Annotated in this window: 16 protein-coding genes and 1 pseudogene; 11 read left to right on the top strand and 6 right to left on the bottom strand. The window is 45.7% G+C overall.

All coding sequences use genetic code 11. The features are described from left to right. Positions 1–65: 65 nt before the first annotated feature. Positions 66–188 (top strand): annotated as a pseudogene (locus FLT43_RS21220) (M20/M25/M40 family metallo-hydrolase); the annotation flags it as partial. Between the two features lie 237 nt (positions 189–425). On the opposite strand, the gene FLT43_RS21225 reads toward FLT43_RS21220, so the two are convergent. Next, entirely contained in the window at positions 426–1,019 is a 594-nt protein-coding gene (locus tag FLT43_RS21225) for a hypothetical protein (RefSeq protein WP_087443089.1), read from the bottom strand. Positions 1,020–1,431: 412 nt separating this feature from the next. Between FLT43_RS21225 and FLT43_RS21230 the strand changes: the two genes are divergently transcribed. The 6 genes from FLT43_RS21230 (at position 1,432) to FLT43_RS21255 (ending at position 10,852) form a co-directional block, all read left to right on the top strand. After that, the gene (locus FLT43_RS21230) at positions 1,432–5,376 is read left to right on the top strand and encodes an AAA domain-containing protein (protein WP_087443091.1); all 3,945 of its coding nucleotides are present in this window, start codon (positions 1,432–1,434) and stop codon (positions 5,374–5,376) included. 98 nt (positions 5,377–5,474) lie between these two features. Continuing rightward, positions 5,475–6,329 carry a restriction endonuclease gene (locus tag FLT43_RS21235; RefSeq protein WP_087443092.1) on the top strand — a complete coding sequence of 285 codons (855 nt, stop codon included), beginning with the start codon at positions 5,475–5,477 and terminating at the stop codon, positions 6,327–6,329. Positions 6,330–6,361: 32 nt separating this feature from the next. Next, positions 6,362–7,273 carry a restriction endonuclease gene (locus tag FLT43_RS21240; RefSeq protein ID WP_087443232.1) on the top strand — a complete coding sequence of 304 codons (912 nt, stop codon included), beginning with the start codon at positions 6,362–6,364 and terminating at the stop codon, positions 7,271–7,273. A 338-nt stretch (positions 7,274–7,611) separates the two neighbouring features. Further along, the gene (locus tag FLT43_RS21245) at positions 7,612–8,562 is read left to right on the top strand and encodes a nucleoside hydrolase (protein ID WP_087443093.1); all 951 of its coding nucleotides are present in this window, start codon (positions 7,612–7,614) and stop codon (positions 8,560–8,562) included. Then, positions 8,562–9,518, top strand: a complete 957-nt coding sequence (locus FLT43_RS21250) for a nucleoside hydrolase (RefSeq protein ID WP_087443094.1) — start codon at positions 8,562–8,564, stop codon at positions 9,516–9,518. The genes FLT43_RS21245 and FLT43_RS21250 overlap by 1 nt, the downstream gene beginning before the upstream one ends. A 119-nt stretch (positions 9,519–9,637) precedes the next feature. Beyond that, entirely contained in the window at positions 9,638–10,852 is a 1,215-nt protein-coding gene (locus FLT43_RS21255) for a NupC/NupG family nucleoside CNT transporter (RefSeq protein WP_087443095.1), read from the top strand. Positions 10,853–10,957: 105 nt separating this feature from the next. Here the strand turns inward: FLT43_RS21255 and FLT43_RS21260 are convergent, their stop codons facing one another. After that, on the bottom strand, positions 10,958–12,490 hold the full coding sequence (locus FLT43_RS21260) for a flavocytochrome c (protein WP_087443096.1): 1,533 nt from the start codon (positions 12,488–12,490) through the stop codon (positions 10,958–10,960). Between the two features lie 286 nt (positions 12,491–12,776). On the opposite strand from FLT43_RS21260, the gene FLT43_RS21265 reads away from it, so the two are divergent. From FLT43_RS21265 to FLT43_RS21285, 4 genes are all read left to right on the top strand, one after another. Beyond that, on the top strand, positions 12,777–13,316 hold the full coding sequence (locus FLT43_RS21265) for a histidine phosphatase family protein (RefSeq protein WP_087443097.1): 540 nt from the start codon (positions 12,777–12,779) through the stop codon (positions 13,314–13,316). Positions 13,317–14,071: 755 nt separating this feature from the next. Continuing rightward, positions 14,072–14,596, top strand: a complete 525-nt coding sequence (locus FLT43_RS21275; RefSeq protein WP_087443098.1) for a DUF4241 domain-containing protein — start codon at positions 14,072–14,074, stop codon at positions 14,594–14,596. A gap of 212 nt (positions 14,597–14,808) precedes the next feature. Then, a complete protein-coding gene (ahlS, locus tag FLT43_RS21280) occupies positions 14,809–15,657 on the top strand; it encodes an AhlS family quorum-quenching N-acyl homoserine lactonase (RefSeq protein ID WP_087443099.1) in 849 nt (282 codons plus the stop codon). 369 nt (positions 15,658–16,026) lie between these two features. Further along, positions 16,027–17,232 carry a copper amine oxidase N-terminal domain-containing protein gene (locus FLT43_RS21285; protein WP_244194238.1) on the top strand — a complete coding sequence of 402 codons (1,206 nt, stop codon included), beginning with the start codon at positions 16,027–16,029 and terminating at the stop codon, positions 17,230–17,232. Positions 17,233–17,335: 103 nt separating this feature from the next. Here FLT43_RS21285 and FLT43_RS21290 read toward each other — a convergent pair whose 3' ends face one another. The 4 genes from FLT43_RS21290 to FLT43_RS21305 all read right to left on the bottom strand — a co-directional run bounded on the left by FLT43_RS21290 (position 17,336) and on the right by FLT43_RS21305 (position 22,769). Beyond that, positions 17,336–18,124 carry a response regulator transcription factor gene (locus FLT43_RS21290; protein WP_087443101.1) on the bottom strand — a complete coding sequence of 263 codons (789 nt, stop codon included), beginning with the start codon at positions 18,122–18,124 and terminating at the stop codon, positions 17,336–17,338. After that, positions 18,117–19,817 (bottom strand): sensor histidine kinase, encoded by a 1,701-nt coding sequence (locus tag FLT43_RS21295; RefSeq protein WP_087443102.1) that lies wholly within the window; start codon positions 19,815–19,817, stop codon positions 18,117–18,119. The genes FLT43_RS21290 and FLT43_RS21295 overlap by 8 nt, the downstream gene beginning before the upstream one ends. A gap of 193 nt (positions 19,818–20,010) precedes the next feature. Continuing rightward, positions 20,011–21,666 (bottom strand): ABC transporter permease, encoded by a 1,656-nt coding sequence (locus FLT43_RS21300; protein ID WP_087443103.1) that lies wholly within the window; start codon positions 21,664–21,666, stop codon positions 20,011–20,013. Then, complete coding sequence (locus FLT43_RS21305; RefSeq protein WP_087443104.1) at positions 21,663–22,769, bottom strand: ABC transporter ATP-binding protein; 1,107 nt, start codon at positions 22,767–22,769, stop codon at positions 21,663–21,665. Before FLT43_RS21305 ends, FLT43_RS21300 begins: the two co-directional genes overlap by 4 nt. Positions 22,770–22,779: the final 10 nt, after the last annotated feature.

Here is a 22,779-nt window from a genome sequence, read left to right on the forward strand (position 1 = left end):
CGCAATGGGCTAACAGCTTCGAACGTCATCTTTTTTGTATCAGCAACACATGTGGAGTGTCGCCTAAAAAAATCCCGGGCTGCTTCTTCTACATTGGCTGCAAGCTGAAGAACGCGGAGGAAGTCTACTTCAATCACCATCCAAAATTCGATATCGACGAAGACGGGCTGCTCGTAGCCGCGAATTAGGTGGCGGAAGCAGTGTGCAGGTATTATGGGTTGAAGTAGTGGGTATAGCTTATGGGTGGAAGGCCAAGGAATGGCTTGAGAGTGGAGCAGGGTTCTGATCGTTCAAAGTAAAGTTTAGTTTGTAAAAAACGAATCGTGTTAAAAATATAAAACATCCCCTCGTGGTTGACATCGAGAGATAGTTGGTGATGATCTCGGATGTTGAGCGGAGGGGATTTCATAAACCGTTCTTTTTATTTAAAATGTACGAAACACTTTCCATTGACCATCCACTTTTACAAAAATGTATTTTCCAGTCGACAAAGATTCCTCTAAGTTCAGATTTAAAGCTTTTGTTGTAATCTCTACAATAGCTACGTCACTCGAAAAGCTAAGGAGATTATGTTCATCAATCATTCCTTTAAGCTCCGTATTGTCCAACGCTATTTTGGTGAACTCGAGTATGTAGGGTTCTTCTAGAGCGTCGAAGGTGATCCAATTCGAATCATAATGAAGCTTCAATTTTCCCTCATTGTCTTGATTCTTCACGGCTTCCAGCAAAGCCATAACCCCTTTTCGCAGACTTCCCTCTACGCCTACATTTTCTAGGTTATCCATTTTAATTTCGCCTTTTCTTCTCCGTTTCTCATCCAACTCAGCTTGTTCTCTTTCCCGGTCAGCCAGAGTGGGCGGTGGAGTTGCGATTACATTGGGGATGTCTGCTGTTGCCGGAGGAGTCGTTCCTTCAGTTGGCATCGTTGGAGGAACTGTTTCTTTTTTGTTTGCTTCTTCACGTGTGCATGCAACGAGAAAAATACTCAATAGTAAAAGGATAATGCCTATTTTTTTCATAACTTCCCCCCCTCTTTACTGTCATACGAAAAATATTGTGTATTTGTTTCCCTAAACTAGTGTGCAAGCGATGGAAAGGAGTTTGAAGAGCGAAGCGACGTGAGTGGATATTTAGGAAACCTAAGGTGGCGCGGTTATAGGCATTAGTATACATCTGGATGGAATTGATCAGAAACCAAACATACGATGTTTTCTGTCCGATTCATAACCGAGACGCTTTAAGCGTTAAGGTCATGTGTATCAAGCTAATTATGTACGTATCCGTTAACATTGGTAAGAGGTGCTTGCTGATCAAAGATAAGGATACCTTTCTACCTACTTTATTAGGTCATTGGGAGGGAGGATTTTGTCCTATTATGGAGAAATATAGTAGTAATTAAGTCGCGTGATTTTCTAAACCGGGGGTTTATAGATGTCTACGGAATTAAAAGATATTTTGCAATATTTCATTCGTTATGAGGATTATTCGAAGTTCATGAATTCCTCTCTTAGTTCAATAGATGGAGATCACCTTCCTGAAGAAAGTTTGACCAACTTACAAGACATTCAAGAAACGTTGGAGAGAAAGCAAAAAGACGCTGTCTTGCGGAAATTAGAAAGTTATCCTGATATTGTTAAAAGAAAATCGAATAAGGAAATACGAGGTAAATGGATTCAATCCATTAGAAGTGTTCTGTCGAAACAAAGGGAAATTGAGGATTTTATCGCTGATCTTCCTTTCCAGTATCCAGATAATCGTGACAATTTCAAATTGTATATGAATCAGCTAATCACTCAGGAAGAGTTTACGCTTTGCTATCCATTAATGATTAAAGACTTACCTACAGGTAAGAAAAAAAGGATCGTCAGACCTGTTATTACTTTTAAATGTAGATTGACAGAGGAAGGACTACAAGTTAGTTCGTTTGTCATGAATCGAGCTAGTTTGGAAATTATTTTAGCTGAAGCATTTGGGTGCCCAGTTGAAGACGTTCTCCTTATAGCAGCACAAGCCTATAATGACCTTTGCACAAAAATTGATAGTATCGAATCGACTCAACTTATGCACATTATTATTTTAATTGACCAATGTCTAAGTGAAGTCATATCGAATTGGAGTTATAGAAGTTTACTTGATTTTAAAAATTACAGCGGTTGGTTAATGTCCAGACGATTGTTCGTTACAAAAGAAAGCCTTAATGATATGAAAGAGTCCATATTTCGAAGTGAGCTTGAGCGCCTAATATCTCGGCAAACCAGTGGCACTTCCGTGGTGTTAGAGAAATATATAGTCGGGAACAAACTCGCTGTTGATTACGCTTTAGATCCTGGACAAACTGGATATCATCTGGGGAGCTATACGGCTGATTATCCTGTAAACAATAAGCAATGGAGAATAGTTCAATCTCTGCACAATTCCCAATTACTTGCAGTAAATGGCCCCCCTGGGACAGGTAAAACGACCTTGATTAAGGAGATGATAGCAGATGCTATAGTTAAAAAAGCACTACTCTTGATAGAAATATGGGATCATCCTTGGCAGCTCATTGATGAGGGACAAATCAGGGCCTATTACCAATCACCGCTCGCGGGAAAAAATCCGTTCTCAATGGTTATTACGAGTACAAATAATAAAGCAGTTGATAATATCGGAATCGAGTTAATGAACGAGGTAGATTTCCTGACTGGCTTATTATCGCTTTACGATGTGGATACTGATCACGACAATGAGCGTGTAAGGTGCGGCGAAGAATTCGACGGTGAGGATGAGGGTATGAATCCAAGTGGGTTTATGAGTTCTTATCAGACTGCCATTGAACAAAACAAACAAGGGGTGTTCTGTGCTCGTTTAGGAAATATGGCCAACATGACCGAATTTCGAAATAAGAAGTTCGAAGGAATTATAAAGGGGCTGAAGCACCCTCACATCGATTCTTTGCAAAATCGGGATGTTCAGAATATTTTCAAGTCATCTATAACCGATTTGAAAGAAATTCATAAAAAAATCAATCAATTCTGGGCCTTGCTTCAACTATGCCTTGAGAGAGGAGAGCTTGATGACAAGAAAGATATTCTTAAAAGCATAGAGAGCAAAAAAAATGAGATTGAGATTGCAAATGAAAAAATCCAAGTTCAAAGACGTAAGCAAGGAGAATTGATTCAAAGCAAGCTTGCAAAAGAAGATGAAATTTCAAAGTTGGAGAATCTCGTTCAACAACTGGAGTCAGAAATAAAGATAGGCGAGGAGAACCGTCGTCAAGCATATGCAGATAAGGAGGTTTTGCTTAAGTGCAAGAAATTCCCCATAAATTTGCTTAATTTCTTGCCAAAACGCAAGTTATTTTTATGTGCAAATCCGACTGTAGAGTTCATACAAGATACTCGCATCGAGCCGCTAAGCCAAGAAATTAAGAATAATATGGAACGATTAAAGGAATCAAAATTACTGATTCCAATTTATAGGTCCGACTTAATGGCTGTAAGCGAGCAAATAAACAATATAAGTCATGAACTCCAGGTGCTTGAAGAAAGTAAAGCTGGAATACAAATGAGTTTGCGTAATCTAGAGGAGTTACTTGAACAAGAGTTAAGTTTGAAAAGAGAGTTACAAATAGAGGGAATGTTATCTACATATTCATATTATGAGTTAGCTAATGTTCCTATAATTGTACAGATGAGGAAACGATTATTTGAGGAAGCTTTAGCTGTTAACGAGCAGTACGTTATTAAGCATCATAATGAGATCGTACATAATTTGGAGAAAATGGGAGAGGAACAAAGGTGGTTTAAATCATTTTATAGTGAGAACGGAAAAAGGCTAGATCAATATCAGAAAGGTATTCGGGCAATATGGGAATCGTTCTTTCTTTGTTTTCCTGTCGCCACAACAACCTTACATTCATTTTCTGAACAGTTATTTCAGCCCCTCATCGGCCTAATCGATACCTTGTTCGTTGATGAGGCAGGACAAATTATGCCTCATTATTTGTGCGCTCCATTATATCGGTCGCAAAAGGCAGTTATTGTAGGCGATCCAGAACAACTCGAACCCGTGCGTCCGTTTACTTTAAATCTGATTGAAGAAAGTGATGTAAAGAAAGAACTACATGATAACATTTGTATTTTGCAAAACAGTGCTCAAAACTATGCTGATCGTGGCAGTGAGTTTTTTGAGTTCATGGGGACGAAGAAAAAAGGAATTATTCTTAATGAACATAGACGTTGTGAAGCCAGTATTATGCGTTTTTCAAATTTTCATGTTTATAATGACATGCTTTTATTAACTAAAGAAGATAAATCAGATAAACCTTTTGGAGCCAATTTAGTGGCTTTCGATATTCGAGGCCTGAAGGAAGCCTACTCACATCATAATTATTCGGAAATATCTGCATGCAAAAAAATTGTAAATATATTAGTTAACAGGTATGGAACTGAGATATTAAAGGATATCGGAATCATTACCCCTTTCTCTTCACAAGCCAAGCAACTAGCTTCTGTCATTAATGGCGTAGAGGTGGGAACGGTGCACACGTTCCAAGGAAAAGAGAAAAGAATTATTCTTTTTAGTTCTGTTGTTGACGGTATTCATACGAAAAACGCGGGCCTTTCCTTTGTAATAGGCAGTAAGCCTAATATGCTCAACGTTGCTTTCTCCAGAGCTAAGGAGCAGTTTATTTTGATTGGAAATATAGAGATAGGATTAGCGAGCGGGAATTACCTTGCAAAGGCAATTAAAGTCATTCAACAACATGGGGTCATATACAGCTTGTATAATGAGGAATATGAAAATCAAAAATACGCTTTAAGACGAAACGAAGCTTATGCGGTCTATCAAGACGATCAGGAGTTGGATGGTGTTGATTTAAGATTTATCGAGCATATGAACAGTCTCCTGCATGCAAATGTATTGCTGAGCCCTGAACGGCATTACGATCTGATGATGAAAGCCTTTGCGTATTGCCGGAGTACGCTTGGCATAGTTTCTCCTTGGACGAGCAGTGATGTGCTAAACGAAAAATTCTTTTCATTATTACAAGCTGTGAAGGAACGACGAGTAGATATTAGAATAAGATTCGGTTATTATAGCACAAACTATACTCTGAATGACATTGATAAAATTGTAGAGAAGGATAATTTTAATTACAAAAACAAGGAGACACTAAAAGTTGCTTTAAAAGAACTGTACAGTCGGTTGGGACAAAACCTTGTGTATATGCCGCCTCTTCATTCAAAAGTGTTATTAATAGACAATAAAATTCTTTTTATTGGCTCACATAATTGGTTATCGAATCAAGGCAAGAGTACTCGGGAGGAAATTAGCTATCTCATTACTGACAAACAAGCTATTGCCTATGTGAAAATGAGATTTAACTTGTAAATCGATTTTGAAAGCGCAAAATGATATTTGGATTTTTTGAGACTGCTGGGTGAGAGATTGAAAATAGGGACACAGATTTGGAAGGATGAATAATTGTAATGGCTAAAACTTATTATGCAGAAGGAAGAAAGCTTGCTTATTTATTGAGGGGCTTATTCATTATTGGTGGACTTGCTATTTATTTCTGCATTCCAGGATTGCACTGGGGTTTCTTCTTCGGCATACTTATTGGTTCAATCATAGTAGCAGATATACTTGGGGCCATCTGGACACGGAAGAGACGTAACAAGAAGAAGCAGAAACCAAAACCAACGAAGAAAACTGCTCAGACAGCCTCAAGGCGGTCAACTAAGGGTTGTAGAGACGATGAGGTCATCTTAACAAGCAGATTAGACGATTTATCTGGAGCAGAATTCGAGCGGTTACTTGCTCTTTACTTCAGAGATCAGGGATACACGGTGAAAGAAGTAGGAGTTGGCGGCAATGATGGCGGAGTGGATCTTGTGATTATCGATGGCCGTGGTGAGAAGACCGCTGTACAGGCCAAGTGCTACGCTGAACATAATCTTGTTCCTGTTATGACTGTCCGTGAACTGGTTGGGGCAAAACGAAATCATGACTGTATTCTGTCGTTACTTATCACGACATCTGATCTTACTTCTCCTGCAAAAAAGGAAGCGGAGCAGTTCAAAGTTGACTACTGGCATGGAGCTCTTGTTGAGCAGAAGCTGAGGTCATGGGGGAAGTGGCATCCAAATAAAAAGCGTCGTCCTGTTAAAAAGAGCAGTGCGGTAGCAAACCCGGAGAGCGCAAAGGCAAAGAAGGAAGTTGCAGCATCACGTATAGTGACATGCAAGTGTGGTGCTCCTATGACACGAAGAAAGAACAAACAAGGAGTTGAATTTTGGGGTTGCAGTAACTTCCCAAGATGCCGACATACGAAAGCCATATAGGAAAAATCTTGATGATTCGGAGGGTGCGCAATATGGCAATTCCCGACTTTCAATCTATCATGCTACCATTTTTGATACAGGTAAGGGATGAACAAGAACATAGGCATCGCGACACAAGAGAAATCCTCGCCAAGCATTTCAGATTAACTGATGAAGAACTGGATGAAAAATTGCCTAGTGGCCGGCAGACTATATTTGATAATCGAGTAGGTTGGGCACGAACTTATTTAATGAAGGCTGGACTACTTGAGTATCCACGACGAGGCTATTGCAAGATTACGACGAAGGGCAGAGATGTCTTAAAGTCAAATCCCAGCATAATCAATATCTCCTTTCTTCGTCAGTTCCCTGAATTTCTGGAGTTTCATACCGCCAAGAATAATGATGATCAAAAATCAGATGAACAGCCGTTGCATTCGGAACAACGTACTCCTGGAGAGAATCTTGAGTACAGCTATTTAGTTCTTCGCGAAGAGCTTGCCTTTGAGCTTTTACAGCGGCTAAAAGCGGGTAGTCCACAGTTTTTTGAGAAGGCGGTCGTGGAACTTCTAGTTAAGATGGGATATGGAGGATCAATCTCAGATGCTGGGAAGGCCGTAGGGAAAAGTAGGGACGGCGGCATAGATGGAATTATTAAAGAAGACCGGTTGGGTTTGGATATGATATACATACAGGCAAAACGCTGGGAAGGCGTGGTAGGCCGTCCTGAGATTCAGAAGTTCGTGGGCGCATTACAGGGACAAAAAGCCCGAAAAGGGGTCTTCATTACGACATCCGGTTTTACAAAGGAAGCAGTAGAATACGTAACTTTCATCGATAATAAAGTTGTGTTGATCGATGGTGAGCAGCTTACCCAGTTGATGATTGATTACAATCTTGGGGTTTCCACCGTTGCGGTATACGAAGAAAAGAGAATAGATCTCGACTTTTTCTCGGAAGATTAACCTCAGTTAATAATCCTGAATGGAAGCGTTCCCGGCCCGCCCTCTCCCCAGAGAGGGCTTTTTCCTTATCTTGAAAGCCTGAGTAAGATGAGTCTTAGGCACCCGAGACTTTCTTAAGCGGTTTCCCAGCTCATCATCCCCCCCACTTTTTGGACTCTAATATTTTTTCATTAAGTATATATTTTTCAGAGAAATTTTAGTATTATTTTTAATGGAATCCGAATAATAATTGTTCATTTAATATTTTTGTTCGGTTTTACAACGTCTAATACATTAATACAAAGCTTACATTTACTGCAAATGACGTGTTGATGTATGGGAATGGGAATGGAGATAAGATGAAGAAGAACATTTATTTTAACCATGATGGCGGCGTTGATGATTTAATTTCGTTATTTTTGTTACTGCATATGGATAATGTGGAGCTGACGGGCGTGTCGGTCATTCCGGCGGATTGTTACTTGGAACCGGCGATGTTTGCCAGCCGTAAAATCATCGATCGGTTCGGCAACGGCGGTGTAGATGTAGCCCCATCGAATTCCCGCGGGAAGAATCCGTTCCCGAAGGACTGGCGCATGCATGCGTTCTATGTTGACGCCCTGCCGCTTCTCAACGAATCCGGTAAAGTGGTGACTCCTGTAGCGGACAAGCCGGCACATCTTCATATTATAGACACGCTGCGCGCAACGGAAGGCAAGACGACCCTGCTGTTCACAGGTCCGCTTACTGACCTTGCTCGCGCATTAGATATCGATCCGACGATTGAAGAAAAGGTAGAACGCCTGGTATGGATGGGCGGCACCTTCCGTGAAGCAGGCAACGTGCATGAGCCTGAGCATGACGGAACGGCGGAGTGGAACGTATTCTGGGATCCGGAAGCGGCTGCGCGCGTATGGGCCAGCGGGATGGAGATTGATCTGGTGGCATTGGAAAGCACGAATCAAGTACCGTTGACACTCGATGTTCGTGAGCGCTGGGCTGCGGAACGCAAGCATGTCGGCGTGGATTTCCTGGGCCAATGCTATGCGATGGTGCCGCCTCTTGTTCACTTCTCGACGAACTCGACTTACTATCTGTGGGATGTCTTAACGACTGCGTTCGTTGGCAAGAGCGATCTGGTGAAGGTGCAGACGATTAACAGCATCGTGATTACCGAGGGCGCAAGCCAAGGCCGTACGGTTGAGACGGCGGACGGACGCCCGGTGCATGTCGTCTATGACGTAAATCGTGACGCATTCTTTGATTACATTACCGAATTAGCGAAAAAAGCAATGGAGAGGGTTTTGTAATGTCCGAGAAAAAGCGAGTCATTATTGATACCGATACGGCCGGCGACGATACGTTTGCCATTTTAACCGCGCTTCACTATTTTCAAGTCGAAGGCATTATGATTACCGGCGGCAATGTCCAGTTCGATCAGCAGGTGGAAAATGCGCTCTACACCGTGCAAGTCGCGGGAAAAAGCGGGCAAGTTCCTGTCTACAAAGGGCATGAGCGCCCAATCATGGGGCTTGGCCACAAAGAGCATCGTACGGTCGAGGACGTGCACGGCAAGGATGGAATGGGGGATTCGTTTTTCGAAAAAGCGGTTCAGTCTCCCGAAAAAGGGCATGCTGTCGATTTCCTGATTGATGCCATTCACAACAATCCAGGAGAAATCCATCTTCTCGCGATTGCGCCGTTAACGAATATTGCGATGGCGATTAAGAAGGACCCGGCCATTGTGCCGAAAATTCCGCATCTTTATATTATGGGCGGAACGAACAATGCGCTTGGAAATATTACGCCGAGTGCGGAGTACAATTTCTACGTTGATCCGGAAGCGGCCAAAATCGTGCTTCATTCGGGAATTCCCATCACGATGGTCGGTTGGGAAATGTGCACGCAATACTCCATTATGGACGATAACGACCATGAAGAGATTGAAGCGCTGGGAACGAAGGGCGCGAAGTTTTTCAAGGACGTCAATAAGGTCGTGATGAGATTCAATAAAACGGTTCATCGACTGAACGGCACGACGCATCCGGATACGCTGCTCGCAGCCGTAGCGGCAGACGAGAAGATCATGACGAAGTCCAATCTGTATCACGTCGATGTGGAAACCGTCGGTGAGCTGACAAGAGGCTACAGCCTTGTCGATATTAACAATCGTCTGGAACGCACGCGCAATGTCCGCGTCTGTGAAGCGATTGATCGAGATGCTTTTAAAGACATGCTGTTGGACGTGTTGAAGTCTATTAACTAATGCTAGTAACTGCAAATGGCCGCATTTGTATTTAAGGAAGCACTAATATGAAGAGCGGCCGTTTGCCCCTTTCGCTTTTACATTCTTGGTCATTGACACGATGAAGAAAGGATAGATATATGCAATACATTTGGGGACTTCTAGGAATCTTAGGCATTTTTTTGATAGCATTTGCGTTTTCGAAAAATCGCAAAGCGATTCATCCGAGAACGGTGATTGGCGCGTTTGCGATTCAATTCATTTTTGCATTGATCGTATTGAAGTGGGAATTCGGCAAAAAGATGCTCAACTACTTGGCTGCGGTCGTGCAGAGCATCATCGATTCGACGAATGCGGGCATTCAGTTCTTGTTCGGCGGGATACTGGGTGCGGAAAAGGCGGGCTTTACGTTCGCCTTGCAGGTATTGCCGATTATCATCTTCTTCTGTTCCTTGATCGCGGTTCTGTACTATCTCGGCATTATGCAGTGGGCAACGAAAATCATTGGCGGATTTCTGGCGAAGGTGCTCAAAACGAGCGAAACGGAATCGATGTCGGCGGCTGCTAATATTTTCCTGGGACCGACCGAAGCGCCGCTTGTGGTGAAGCCTTATATTGAGAAAATGACCAAGTCGGAGTTGTTCGCGATTATGGTCGGCGGACTGGCGTGCGTCTCCGGTTCTGTTCTAGGCGGATACGCGATGCTTGGCGTTCCGATTGAATATTTGCTTGCAGCGGCATTCATGGGAGCGCCGGGCGGCTTGCTGCTGGCCAAAATTATTATGCCGGAAACCGATCATCAGCTCAGAGCGGAACGCGTCGAGATGGTGAAGGATACAGAGTCCCGAAATGTCATCGATGCCGCGGCTCGCGGAGCTTCGGACGGGCTCAAGATCGCTGCCGGCGTAGGCGCGATGCTGCTGGCATTCATATCGCTTATTTTCTTGGTGAACATGATTATTGGCTGGGTTGGCGGCGTGTTCGGAATCGAAGCGCTGACGCTCGAGCAAATTCTAGGCTACCTGTTCGCGCCGATTGCCTTCCTGATCGGTGTTCCATGGGGTGAAGCGCTGCAGGCAGGTTCCTTCATCGGTCAAAAATTCGTGCTGAACGAATTTGTAGCATACACTTCGTTTGCGCCTGAGATTGCTCAGTTGTCGCCCAAAAGCGTCGTCATCATCAGCTTCGCGCTGTGCGGCTTCGCCAATCTGGCTGCGATTGCGCTCCTTATTGGCGGCCTGGGCGGGATTGCGCCTTCTCGAAGACAGGATCTTGCCGAGATGGGCTTCCGTGCGGTCATTGCCGCAACCTTGGCTAATCTGATGAGCGCGGCGATTGCCGGGATGCTCGTGTAGAAGCGATGATACCATACAAGTAACAACTAGGGAAATAAAACAAACGCTTGGGCTATGATGGCCCAAGCGTTCGTTGTTAGCTGAGAGAAAATGGAAGCTGTTATCTTATTGTGCTTGTACGAATTCAGCCGATTTAATGCCGGCTTGGCGGCCGAAGATGATGATCTCGGAAACGGAGTTGCCGCCGATACGGTTTTGACCGTGGAGGCCGCCTGTAAGCTCGCCTGCTGCGAACAAGCCAGGAATAGGCTGGCCGTCTTTATTTAACACTTCGGTATTCGTATTGATTTTCACGCCGCCCATGGTGTAGTGAATTCCAGGGGCGATTTTGATTGCATAGTATGGCGCGCCGGACAAGTCGTTGTCCATCGCCGTTGTTCTGCCGAATTCGGCATCCTCTTTATTTTTCACTGCGTTGTTCCATGTATCCAGCGTAGCTGTTAGCTGATCTGCCGGAACACCAATTTCTTGAGCTAAAGCCTCGAGTGTATCGCCTTGAATGACAAAGCCCATTTTTTCATACTGCTCAATCGCTTTAGCGCGGGATTTCACGCCGGAATCCAATACAAGATAAGCCGATTTCTCAGGCAGCTTATTGATTGCCGCCGTGACATTGTCACGCGTGTCCAGTTCGTTGGTGAACCGCTTGCCCTCGCTAGACACCAGGATCGCGCCTTCACCGCGGACCGCTTCCCCGATGAGATAGGAGTTGTCCTGCTGTACCGTAGGGTGAACCTGGATTTGATCCATATCTACCGTTACACCGCCGAGTTTTTCAATCATCTTAATGCCGTCGCCGGTGCTGCCTTCTTGGTTGGTTGTCACAAGACCTTTCAGATCGGAGCGAACCTCGGCAATCATATCCATGTTAGCGCCATAACCGCCGCTTGTCACAACGACAGCATCTGCGGCAACTGTTTTCTCATCGTTGTTGTTGAAGAGGACCTTAACGCCGTTTACTTTGCCGTCCTTCTCCGTAATTTCCGTTACATTCGCATTGACGAAAAGAGGAATTTCTTTCTCTTGAACATTTTTCACCAAGCCGTTGACGAGATATTGACCCACTGCGGAGCCGTCTTCAGGACGGTGGGTGCGCTTCTCGTTCATACCGCCCGTAATCGTGATATTGTTCAAGCGAATTCCGATGGAATCAAGCCATTCGATGGCACTTGCGGAATTGTCAACGAAGAAACGAAGCATCTCTTTGTCGTTCGTGCCATGACCGCCTTTTAATGTCTCTTCGTAAAATAGATCATTGTTATCCTCAATGCCTTGCTCTTTTTGGAACTTGGTCTGGGAAGCATTCATGCCGGAGGATGATTTCATCGTATTGCCGCCGGCAATCGGCATTTTTTCGAAAATAACCGGGTTCATGCCTTTTTCTTTGGCTTCAAGCGCGGCAGACATTCCGGCGCCGCCTGCACCGACAATGATGATGTCATATTTATCTTGTAATTGATCGATAGGTGTATAGTTGGCTTGAGAAGCACCCGACACGGCTTCCGTTTCTTGGGACTCCGCCGGTTTTTCATTGCCCTGACTCTCGTTTTGATTCTGGTTCCCGCCGCTACCGCATCCCGCGATCACGAGCATGAAAGAGAGAACGAGAATCAGCGTTGCTGCTGCTTTCTTTTTCATGATAACAACCCCCGTTTTTCTATGATGTTAAGTACACTTCATTTTAATATAATATCGTCCCCATGCATAGTGATTCTTTTCACAATGTTTTGAATTTTCTGTGATCATGCATCGGGTTTCTAGGATGAGGCGAGTCTCGCATCTTCCAAGTCCAGGAACTATATGCTATCATAATCATTTGCAAAGAATCGGAGGGGCCGTACGCCTGCCATTCCACATGGATTTCCCGAGCCGGAAGCTGCCAATGACTGAACACCCACATTGTCTTATAAGGAGGATATTGTTCATGAAAAATGTATATGTTGTGCGGCATTGCCAGGCGGAAGGGCAAGCTCCGGGCGCGCAGTTAACCGCAGTCGGTGTAGAGCAAGCGGACAAGCTTGCGGAATTTTTGACGGACAAACATATCGAACATATCATTTCAAGTCCTTATGAGAGAGCCTATCGGACCATAGCGCCCTTCGCCGATCAACTTGGCATGGCCATCGCTCTGGATGACAGATTGACGGAGAGGGTGCTGTCAGGCAGCAATCATCCCGATTGGCGCGATATGCTTCGGAAGACATACGATGATTTAGATTTATGTTATGAGGGCGGGGAGTCGAGCAATACGGCGATGAAGCGTGCCAGCAGCGTAATCGCGGAAGCGCTGGAGAGCGGATACAACAACGTCGTCATCGTATCGCACGGCAACCTGATATCACTGCTGCTGAAGCATTTCGACGATCGGTTCGGCTTCAAGGAGTGGGAATCCTTGTCCAATCCGGATGTATATCATCTAATCTTCGAACAGGATGCGCCCATCATCCATCGAATATGGACATAATGATGGTAAATGACCTGGCTTATGGCGTGTTATAATGGATTTATGAGGGAAAAGCGGTGCTCTCTGTGGGCGTAAATCGTAAAGAATTAAAGCGATTGATTGATCATATCACCGAGCAAGATGCAGCACTGACCTCCAGTAACCATGCCGTTGGAAAACCCCTGTTTTTTACGAAGGGGTGGAGATGTCCATTTACACAATTAGAACTTGGCACTCAGAATTTTTTCTACTGAGAGACGAGCTCCACTATATAAAAAATGAAGTGGCGAAAATTCATATATACTTCTCAACGGCTGTTTTTACGGGATCCAAGAGACCGCGTCGGATCCTGGGGGCATCCTCGCCTTCAGGGGGGCATAATTGCCTTCAGGAAGCACCATTGCCTTCTGGAGGCATCGTTGCCTCCTGGGGCTTGCACATGTAGAGGGAATTGCTGCTATTTTACAGGAATTTCGGCTCACTGAGTCCACATCCCGAGGAATTGCTGCAAATCTACATCATTTAAGGCCCTTTTGCTTCAAGCCGAAGCGAAACGGGTGAAATTCCTGCAGTTTTGCAGGATTCCCTTTCTGGTAAAGCCGTCCATATCGAATTGCTGTATTTACGCAGGATTTCGCTTACCGAATAGGCGTGTCTGGAGAAATCGTGCAGTTTTGCGGATTTCGCCTGCCGGATAGACGTGTCTAGGGAAATGGTGCAGTTTGTAAAGGAGTTTTTTTCAATGGGCGTGTTTTAAAAAGAAGGGAGCCAGAATCATGATGATTCCATTGGGCCAATTTGAGATTACATCCGGTAAAGTGGTTGTGTCCGATCCTTGCTACGAATTGAATGAGAATACGATAATCATGGGTGTGCTGGACAATGTACGCAACGGTACGTGGGCCGCTCAGGTATATAAAACAGAGGTTCGGGATTGGGGCGAAGCTTGTGCTAAGCTCATAGCGCTCCACAGTTCGGTTGCCGATAAGCCAGATGAACCCGAATGGGTAAGATGTAATTTCATTGTCGGCGTGGACAGCGGTCAAGCGGGCATCTTTGATGTCAGCAAGTATCGAATTCCGGATTCCGAAGCGCAAGGGACGGATTCCGATACGGATAGCGCCTGGTATTTAACCTGCTGCGACATTACGGAAAGCGATGAGGAAGCCGGTGTCATGGAAGGTGGCGCAGTCTCGCATTCTGGCTTCGGGGATGGGGGTTATGCGGCGTATTATGCTGCCAATGAACAGAATCAAATTATTGGAGTCAAGATTATTTTCATCAAAGATGCAGATCTGTAAGAGGCGGCAATGCATATGACGGGAGTACCGTCCAATGATTGCTGCAGATGTTCAAGTTATCCGGTCAAAGCCCAAGCATAATGATGTCCTAAAGGTAAATGGACGTTATTATGCTTTTTTGTCATGTCTCAAGTTTAGTTTATAAGTTTCCATTCTGGAACATAGAATCGAAGTGTACCTGGGTCCTACATTATACATGGGAGGAAATGAACATGACGAATGTGATGAAAGCCCGTCCGAAGCTGTATGTCATGGATAACGGCCGCATGAACATGGACAAAAACTGGTTGATCGGCATGCATAATCCGGCTACGATTCTGAATCCGAATGCGGCGGCGGAGTTCGTGGAAGTTCCGGTCTATACCGTATTGATCGATCACCCGGAAGGGAAGATTTTGTTCGATACGGCCTGCAATCCGAACGGGATGGGCAAGGAAGGGCGATGGCCCGAAATGATGCAGCTTGCGTTCCCTTGGGCAGCAAGTGAGGAATGTTATCTGCATAACCGGCTGGAGCAGTTGAATGTCTCGCCTCGGGACATCAAGTATGTCGTTGCCTCCCATTTGCATCTCGATCATGCCGGATGCTTGGAACTGTTCACGAACGCGACGATTATCGTTCACGAGGATGAGCTGAATGGCGCGCTGCAATCTTATGCCCGTAACAAAAAATTAGGATCCTACATATGGGCGGACATCGATGCCTGGATCAAAAATCATTTGCAATGGAAAACGATTAAGCGCACCGAGGATGAGTTGGAGCTGGCCGAAGGCATTACCCTGCTGAACTTCGGAAGCGGCCATGCTTGGGGCATGCTGGGCTTGCGTATCGAAATGCCGGAAACGGGCGGGATCATCCTCGCTTCCGATACCATCTATACGGCGGAGAGCTACGGCCCTCCGGTCAGGCCCCCGGGCATTATATACGATTCGATCGGGTACCGGAATACGGTGGAAAGGATCCGCACTCTTGCCGCCCGAACGAAATCCCAAGTGTGGTTCGGACACGATGCGAATCAATTCAAGGAGCTCCGCAAATCAACGGAAGGATACTATGAATAAGAAGGCAAAGGAAGGCATGATCATACTGTGAGCAGGTTTTAGCAGACGATCTTCCACTCTGATGACAACTGAGGACCTCCCCCATACGGTAACAGTGAAAAGGAGTTCATATTGTGATGAATTCCAAACTGCAGACCGGAGGGGGTTTTTGTGTATTCCAGGGGGCTGACCCGTTCTCTTACTACAGTACGGGCATCCTGCTTTACAAAATTGAACAACTTGGTTCATAGGGTGGATATTCTGACAAGTGCTGCATATTATATAATCCCTTTATGCGACATTCATTCAATGTTACAGAGAAGAAATCCGAACCGATCGGAGAAGTTGAGGTAGGATCATATGAGTTGTTTGAGAAAATTGTTTTTTGGCATGTTAGCAATCGTTTTAAGTATCGGAATCGGTCTCCCCAATGTGAGTGCTTCCCCGATCCGAGTCACCGTGGACGGGCATGATGTGGCGTTCCCGGATGAACCTCCGTATGTGGATAAGAAATCCAACCGCTCGATGGTTCCTGCCAAATTCGTATCCGAAAAGCTGGGCGCAAACGTAAAGTGGAACGAGGCATTGAAGCAAATCACTTTTTCGTATAAAAATGACACCGTCACTTTGGGGATTGGAGACAATCATGCGCAGGTGAATGGTAACACGGTAACCTTCGGCGGGGGAGCGACGGTCCAAAACGGCCGCACGATGGTTCCGCTTCGCTTCATCAGCGAAGTCTTTCATGCGGATGTAGATTGGAATTCGGAGCGCAATCAGGTCATCATCACCACTTCTGTACATAATGTTCCGAAGGGCACGTGGATCTGGGATAGCCGCATCATCGAGAGGGATCCGGACAAGCTGATCAACTTTGCAAGCGATAATCATGTGACCTCCGTGTATCTTCAGATTGATGCCGATATCGCTCCGACGATATATCAAGACTTCATTCGCAGCGCCACAGAGAAGCGTATTAACGTGGAAGCCCTGGCGGGTCGTCCCGATTGGGCCTCCAAGTCAGAGCAGGATCAAATCAAGAAGTTTATTGCATGGGTCCAAAACTATAATGCCACCGTTAAACCCGAAGAGAGGTTTGACGGTCTGCACTTTGATATTGAACCTTATCTGCTGCCGGAATGGAAGACCGACAATAAGGCGATCCTGGCAAGCTGGATGGACAATATGCGGCTGATTGAGCAGGAAGCCAAAGGGAGCGGCATGAAAATTACGTTGGATGTTCCTTTTTGGCTGAATACCGTAAAGGTTCCCGGCACGGAATACAGCTTCAGCGCATGGTTATTGGAGAAGTTCGATTGCCTGGTGATTATGGATTACCGCAATTTTGCCTTAGGCAAGAATGGGATTGTGGAAAACGCAAACGCGATGATGAGAGAAGCAGCGACGTTGAACAAGCAAGTCATCGTTGCCGTGGAGACCGCTAAAAACATGGAGAGCGATCGGACATCATTCTATGCCAAGAGTATCGAAGCGATGGAAAAAGAGCTGCAAGCCGCTCATCAAAAGCTGACTCGACATTCAAGCTATGCCGGCTTTGCGATTCATGAATACAAGAGCTGGGCCGCGATGAAATAAAGCAAATTCGCGTAGTAGAAAAACACCTCTTCATTACCTAAAGCGGAAGCGTCAAGCACTAGCCGCCTGGCAGGAAGAGGTGTTCTCTGCATGAGTTGCGATGTTACGCGTTCTTATCTCTGAAATATTCTTGATACTGGCTTGGCGTGACGTGGGCGTACTTTTTGAAAATGCTGATAAAGTACTTGTAATCGCTAAATCCGATATCCTGCGCGATCGTATAGACTTTGTTATCGCCAGATTTCAATAACTCCATCGACTTGTGGATACGATAGCGGTTGAGGAACTCATTGAACGTGTAGCTTGTCTCTGCCTTGAATTTCTGATTCAAGTAATAGGCGCTTAAGTCAAGCTGGTCCACGAGGTCATGAATGCTGATTTTTTTCGCATAGTTCTCCTGTACATAGGCGATCATTTGGGATACATACTTCGATGTCTTCGTTTCTTTCTCCAAAAATTTGCTGTGCAGAATCTCTTCGGTTTCTTGCGGATGATTGGAAATGACTTCGTATTTGCGCAGAAGATCGACTTTTGCTTTGGCAGATTCCAGCGCTGCAATCAATTGGTCATCCTCTAATGGCTTCACGAGGAACTCGGTCACGCCTAATTGTAAGGCTTGCTTGGCGAGATGAAATTCATTATAGCCGGAAATGATAATGCTGCTAAAGGTATGCTTCTGCAGTCCTTCCCGAATCATGGCAATGCCATCCATAATCGGCATGTTGATATCCGTAATGACAATATCCGGCTCAAGCTCACAGATCTTGTCATAGCCGTCCTGTCCGTTAAGCGCTTCTTCAATCACGATACAATCGTATTCCAGCCAATCAATGCTGAAGCGTATTCCCCTGCGGATCATATCTTCATCTTCAACCAGCAGAACTTTAAACATCATTGTCCCTCCATTCGTAAGGAATTGTCAGCGTCACACAGGTGCCTTTTCCTTGCCTGCTGTCGATGTGGATGCCGGAGTCATCGCCATAGAGAAGCACCAGACGGCGATGAACGTTATACAGCCCGATATGCTGCGTCGTGTTATTTTGGCTTTGCAGGAGTTGATTTACCTTCTGCAGGGTCTCTTCATCCATGCCTTGACCGTTGTCGCAGACCTCCAGCATCAGCTTGCCGGCAGAAGGGTAGATCCGAATGTCAATGAGCACATTGGTTTGGTTCCGATAGCCATATTTGATAGCGTTTTCAATGATGGGCTGAAGCACAAGCTTGGGGACATATACATCCTGGGCTTCCTCCGCTACGGAGATTCGGTACTCCAGCCGTTCATTGAACCGAATCTGCTGCAGCTTCAAATAATCCCGCACATAATTCATATCATCCTTCAGCTGGACGCTGCGATCAGGTCCGATGCTGTATCGAAGCAATCTGGATAGCAGCATAACGATTTCCTGCGCTTGCTTGGCGTCAATCTTAATCGCATAGCGCAACGTCTCCAGGACGTTGAATATAAAATGCGGATGGAATTGGGATTGCAGCTGCTTCACTTCAATAATGGTGCGGAGCTCGGACAGCTCTTTATTTTTCTCCATCAAATCCTTTAACCGATCCAGCATCGCGTTATACTCATCGCCGAGAATTTCGAACTCGTCATTCGTCTGGATATCGACATAGCCATTGAAGTTCCCCTCGCGCAGCTGCGCCAAAGCCAGAATTAATTTCTCGATCGACTCGGAATTGCGGGCAGACATTTTGTTCGACAAGAAATGAATGATCACCCATAACAGCAGGCTGGCCGCAAGGACAAAGACAGACACCGTATAGTAGGTGTAATGCTCGGATTTGTAGGAGTTGAGCGTGAGCACTTGAATGGGCGTGTCTGGTATCCGTTTGGAATACATATAGTACTTGCCGCCGTGCAGCAGAACATGTCCTTGATTGTCGAGCTTAGGACTGAATTTGTTCAGGACGCCTTTGGTGACATTGCTGGTTGTGGCAATGATCGTGTTATGCTCGTCGGTGATCATCGCAATTTCATTATTTTGTTCAAAAATAAGCTTCTGCATGTCGGACTCATACAGTTGATAGACGATATAGCCTATCGTTTGCTCGTCCTTGACGATGGCTTTGCCGAACGTATAGCTCGTATCGCGATCATGCGAGTAACGGAAGCTGTTCATCTCGGTCAGCGTGTCATCCGGTCTCTGATGAATCCGGTTAATGAGATTGCCGAAGGCAAAGCTGGCGTACAGTGCATCCGGCGACTCGGTGCTGGCCCGGAAGATGCCATTCGTATCGACGATATGGAAAATACTCTTCACCTTCTGGTGACTGTTGAATTCATAAAATTCGGAGTACACATGTTCACTGCCCAAATGGGTGGTCATATAGTTCATCACAGCAGGCGAGGCGGCCATCCGGTTGATTTCTTCGTAGTACTGTTGAAATACCTCTGCCATGGACTGGCTGATGGATTGGGCAGCCTCCGTTGTTTTTTGCGTCAAGTTCATTCTTCCATTAATGATGGTGAAAATGAAAAACAAGACGATTAAAATGACAAACGGAATAATCGTATAGAGTCGAAATAAGTGACGGGTTGACTCTTTGAAGTTACGAATCTTTTTCTGTTCCATGTCATCCCCCTCCACCTATGATAAGCCCTTCACTTCTTATTATAAGGACTCGCCGTTCATAGCTGATCATCCAAATACAACCAAGCCGGCCCTTAATGCAGGTACCGACTTGGATGTACATATTCAGATTCGATGCCGAGTTACTTTCGGTATCACCTCGTGATCAAAAGCGGACTTTTTGAACTAACCTCTCTTAGAGCGAGAGTTCTTTTTGTCCTGAGAGCCTCAGGAAGATAAGCAGCGATACGACCGTAATGATGGTAAGGATCGTGGACAGCGCTGCGGCCACGCCATAGTTCCCGCGTATGACCTCGGTATAGATAGCCACCGTAACGGTCTTCGTCTTGCCTGTATATAAGATGATAGAGGTGCTTAATTCGGTAATGATCGTAATCCAGCTCAATATCGCTCCGGACACGACGCCTGCCAGCATCATCGGCAGCGTAATCTTGAAGAACGTTTTCATCTTGGAAGCGCCCAAGCTGATCGCGGCTTCTTCAATCCCGTCGCTAATCTGATGCAGAATGGCTGCACTCGATCGAATCGTATAAGGCAGGCGCCGAATGACGAATGAGATAATCATGATTAGTGCGGTTCCGCTTAATATCAGCGGCTTATTGTTGAATGTAATCAACAAGGCAATCCCGAGAATCGAGCCAGGTACGATATAAGGGAACATCGTGAAAATATCAAGTGTGTTCGTCAACGCATTCTTCCGGCGAACAGTTACATAAGCGATGAGAATCGCCAGCAGGATAATGACGACCAGCGATATGATGGCCAGGAAGAACGTGTTCGTAATGACGCTGCCAATATTATTGAAGGCATCCCGATAGCTTTGCAGCGAGTATCCGTCAACGAAGATTCGGCCGTTCGATTTCTGGAAAGAAGTATAGATGACGTACAGCTGCGGCAACAGCGCGATAAACGTATACAGATAGATGACGGCATGTGCCGCAATATTGCCGATTCCTTTTTTCTTCTTGGCTTCAATCGGATGCAACGCACTCATCGTGAACGAGTTCCGATGGGAGATATATTTTTGCATCAGGAAGATAGCGGTTGCGAACAATACGACAATGACGCTGATTGCGGCTGCAAAGCCGTCGTCGCCGCCGACCTCACTGATGAATTCATTAAAGATTAAGACAGGAACGGTCTTGTAGCCTTCTCCAATCAGCATCGGCGTACCGAAATCGGCAAGCGCCCGCATGAACACGAGCAGACCGCCGGCGAGCAAGGTTGGCGTAATGAGCGGAAGCAGCACCTTGCGCATTTTGCTGAAGCCATTATATCCCATGCTCTCGGCAGCTTCCATCAGCGATTGGTCGACATTTTTCAGCGCCCCGGATACATACATGAAGATGAGAGGCACCATTTGCAAAGTCAACACTACTAAAATCCCCGTAAATCCATATATGTCAGGCATCGTAATCCCAAATGTGTTGCTGACGAAGCGGGTAATGACGCCGTTTCTCCCAAGCAGCAAGATCCAGGAGTAAGCTCCAATGAATGGGGCCGACATCGACGAGATCAGAATTAAAATCCGTATGGTTGAATTCCCTTTAATCTTAACGGTGGCCATGATATAGGCCAGCGGTGTTGCAATAATGGCCGCAAGGGCGGTTACACAGACGGTTACTTTTATACTGTTGAATAGTGCATTTAGATAGTAAGGCTTACTGAAAAACTTCACAAAATAAGCGAATGAAAAGTCGCCTGTCGTGCCGTTGTACACGCTCTTGATCAGCATCGTAAATAATGGCAGGGCCAGAAAAAGAATATAGAACAGAAAGATCAGGAACGAGATGTTAGTCCAGACGTCAAATCGTTTGTGCGTCCCCTTCATAGCTGACCGCCCCTTGTATAATTCAATTCGCCAGTAGCATCGTACACATTGATTTTATCCGTCTTCACTTTCAAATAAATGATTTGGCCAGGCTCCAGGATTTGTGAAGTTTTCGATTCCTGCGTAATCTCTACGCGCTGACCGGATTCCAGATCGACGAAGTAATGCGTGTTCTGTCCGAGGAATACGCTGTGCACAATGGTCGCCTTCAAGCCGGATTGATCCTCGGTCATGATGAATTCTTCCGGCCGAACCGAGATTTGGACGTTAAGCTCGGCTTGCTTATTCGATGCCGGCACTTGAATGTTAGAGAGCTCTTCCGCATAACTTGAACCGATATGCAGTTGATAGCTGCCTGCTTCTCGCGACAAGCTTCCTTGGATAATATTCGTGCGTCCGATGAAGGTAGCAACGAATACGTTCGCAGGACGTTGATAGATTTCTTGAGGCGTGCCCAGGTGCTGAATGATGCCTGATTTCATTACCGCAATGCGATCGGATACGGCCATCGCTTCTTCCTGATCATGCGTAACGTAGACGGTGGTAATGCCGACTTCCCGTTGAATGTCTTTGATCGCGTTCCGCATATCGACCCGCAGCTTCGCATCCAGATTGGACAGCGGCTCATCCATCAGCAGCACATCCGGCCGGATAACGATCGCTCTGGCGAGCGCAACGCGCTGCTGCTGGCCGCCGGACAGGTTCTTCGGCATGCGGTCCTTGTATTGTTCGATTTGCACGACCTTCAAGATTTCATCCACTTTGGAGCTAATCTCCGCTTTGGATAACTTTCGATTCTCCAGCCCGAATGCGATATTTCCTTTGACCGTGAGGTGAGGGAAGATGGCATAGTTCTGGAAGACCATCCCGATATTCCGCTTGCCCGGTTCGACCTGATTAATGACCCGCTCGTTAAAGTTAATCGTTCCGCCTTCAATGCTGTTGAAGCCGGCAATCATGCGCAGCAGTGTAGTCTTGCCGCATCCCGAAGGACCAAGAAGGGTGAAGAATTCACCCTTCTTAATCTCCAGGGACAACTCAGGAATGACGGTGGTATCGCCATATTTTTTTATTAGGTCTTTGATTGTTATTGTCACGCTCATTGTTGTCACC

The organism is Paenibacillus thiaminolyticus, from assembly GCF_007066085.1.
GTDB classification, from domain to species: domain Bacteria; phylum Bacillota; class Bacilli; order Paenibacillales; family Paenibacillaceae; genus Paenibacillus_B; species Paenibacillus_B thiaminolyticus.

Excerpts from the sequence above, each read along its gene's own strand:
- FLT43_RS21230 (WP_087443091.1), top strand. The coding sequence starts at position 1,432 with ATGTCTACGGAATTAAAAGATATTTTGCAATATTTCATTCGTTATGAG.
- FLT43_RS21250 (WP_087443094.1), top strand. The coding sequence starts at position 8,562 with ATGTCCGAGAAAAAGCGAGTCATTATTGATACCGATACGGCCGGCGAC.
- FLT43_RS21235 (WP_087443092.1), top strand. The coding sequence starts at position 5,475 with ATGGCTAAAACTTATTATGCAGAAGGAAGAAAGCTTGCTTATTTATTG.
- FLT43_RS21285 (WP_244194238.1), top strand. The coding sequence starts at position 16,027 with ATGTTAGCAATCGTTTTAAGTATCGGAATCGGTCTCCCCAATGTGAGT.
- FLT43_RS21260 (WP_087443096.1), bottom strand. The coding sequence starts at position 12,490 with ATGAAAAAGAAAGCAGCAGCAACGCTGATTCTCGTTCTCTCTTTCATG.
- FLT43_RS21300 (WP_087443103.1), bottom strand. The coding sequence starts at position 21,666 with ATGAAGGGGACGCACAAACGATTTGACGTCTGGACTAACATCTCGTTC.
- FLT43_RS21290 (WP_087443101.1), bottom strand. The coding sequence starts at position 18,124 with ATGTTTAAAGTTCTGCTGGTTGAAGATGAAGATATGATCCGCAGGGGA.
- FLT43_RS21275 (WP_087443098.1), top strand. The coding sequence starts at position 14,072 with ATGATGATTCCATTGGGCCAATTTGAGATTACATCCGGTAAAGTGGTT.
- FLT43_RS21240 (WP_087443232.1), top strand. The coding sequence starts at position 6,362 with ATGGCAATTCCCGACTTTCAATCTATCATGCTACCATTTTTGATACAG.
- FLT43_RS21265 (WP_087443097.1), top strand. The coding sequence starts at position 12,777 with ATGAAAAATGTATATGTTGTGCGGCATTGCCAGGCGGAAGGGCAAGCT.
- FLT43_RS21225 (WP_087443089.1), bottom strand. The coding sequence starts at position 1,019 with ATGAAAAAAATAGGCATTATCCTTTTACTATTGAGTATTTTTCTCGTT.
- ahlS (WP_087443099.1), top strand. The coding sequence starts at position 14,809 with ATGACGAATGTGATGAAAGCCCGTCCGAAGCTGTATGTCATGGATAAC.
- FLT43_RS21245 (WP_087443093.1), top strand. The coding sequence starts at position 7,612 with ATGAAGAAGAACATTTATTTTAACCATGATGGCGGCGTTGATGATTTA.
- FLT43_RS21305 (WP_087443104.1), bottom strand. The coding sequence starts at position 22,769 with ATGAGCGTGACAATAACAATCAAAGACCTAATAAAAAAATATGGCGAT.
- FLT43_RS21295 (WP_087443102.1), bottom strand. The coding sequence starts at position 19,817 with ATGGAACAGAAAAAGATTCGTAACTTCAAAGAGTCAACCCGTCACTTA.
- FLT43_RS21255 (WP_087443095.1), top strand. The coding sequence starts at position 9,638 with ATGCAATACATTTGGGGACTTCTAGGAATCTTAGGCATTTTTTTGATA.